This is a genomic window from Neisseria sp. P0021.S006 (genome assembly GCF_051956895.1).
Genome location: NZ_JBQCWZ010000310.1, coordinates 1 through 1,541, shown reverse-complemented (window position 1 = coordinate 1,541; position 1,541 = coordinate 1). Strand labels below are relative to the sequence as shown.

The window sequence follows — 1,541 nt, the reverse complement described above, 5'->3', positions numbered from 1 at the left end:
CTATTAATGATAAAGATGGTATTAATGCAGGAAATACAAAAATCACGAATGTATCAAATGGTACAATTTCAGCTGATAGTAAAGATGCTGTGAATGGTAGCCAATTATATGCAGCGAAGAACGAGCTTAATACCAATATTACTAAAGCCGCAGCGGCAGCTAAAACAGAGGTAAAAGCTGGAACAAATGTAGAGGTGACTTCTGAAACTGGTGCGAATAATCAAACGATTTACACGGTTAACGCAAAAGACACTTCAGCATCAGTTGAAGCTGCTTCTGATGCTGTTACAGTAACAGTTGGTGAAAAAACAGAAGTTAAAAATGGTATTTCTGTTACAACAGTAAGCAATTACAAAGTAGATCTTTCACAAAAAACCAAAGATGAAATCAAAAATGCAGGTGGTCGTGGATTTAATGTAACTGCAAGTGCATCTGAAGGTACTGTTGTAAATGAAGTGACAGAAGAAACGGTTCAATCTACTGCAACAAAAATGGATAAGTTAACACTTGATGCGGGTAAAAACATTAAATTAACCCACAAAAAAGGCAAAGTGTTAAGTGTGGCAGTATCTGATACACCAACATTTGCTAATGTCACAACAACGGGTGATATCAACATTGGTGGTACTGTTCATGCACATGGTGGCTTGGATGTTCACAATAATCGTATTGTGAATGTGGCTGATCCTAAAGACCCAACTGATGCAGTAAATAAACGTTATGTTGATAATGCAGTGAAAAACATTAATAACAACATCAATCGTTTAGACAACAAAATTGATCACGTTGATCGTAAATTACAAGCAGGTATTGCAGGAGCGACAGCGATTTCTTTCTTACAACGTCCAAATGAAGCGGGTAAAAGCTTAGTTTCTGTTGGTGTTGGTGGTTATCGCAACGAAACTGCATTAGCGGTTGGTTATAGTCGAAATTCTGACAACAACAAAGTTTCGATTAAAGTTGGTGCAAGTATCAATTCCCGTAGTGATGTGAACTGGGGCGGAAGCATCGGTTACCAATGGTAATTATTTGATAAAAAGGCAGAGTAAAATCTGCCTTTTCTTTTGTTATGTTGAGATGAAAAAAAGTGCGGCCAAAATTTGATCTGACCCCAAAAAGTTAGACTGTTATTTAAAGGATTGTTTTCGATATTGTACCGGACTCAGTCCTTTTAATTTTAGTTGAATCCGTCGGTGGTTATAGTAATCCAAATAATCTCTGACAGCATTAACTATCTCCTCTCTACTGTTAAATTCCCGCCCATAAAAACATTCCGTTTTTAATCGCCCAAAGAAACTTTCCATCGCGGCGTTGTCCAAGCAATTCCCTTTTCTCGACATACTTTGAATGATGCCATGTTCTGCCAAGATTCGACGATAAGCCACCATTTGATATTGCCATCCCTGGTCTGAATGTAAAATGACACCACAAGCTTTATTTAATCCTTTGATGGCTTGTATTAACATGTCCTCTACTTGCGCCCAGTTTGGGAAATAGCTGAGATTATATGAAACTATCTCATTGTTAAATAAGTATAAAAT

General features: G+C 37.2%; 2 protein-coding genes. One reads left to right on the top strand and one right to left on the bottom strand.

Annotated features, from left to right (window positions below):
* On the top strand, positions 1-1,025 hold a 1,025-nt coding region (locus ACTHUM_RS13635), incomplete at its 5' end, for a YadA family autotransporter adhesin (RefSeq protein ID WP_440403127.1).
* Between the two features lie 102 nt (positions 1,026-1,127).
* On the opposite strand, the gene ACTHUM_RS13630 is transcribed toward ACTHUM_RS13635, so the two are convergent.
* A partial coding sequence (locus tag ACTHUM_RS13630; RefSeq protein WP_440403126.1) for an IS3 family transposase occupies positions 1,128-1,541 on the bottom strand: 414 nt, incomplete at its 5' end.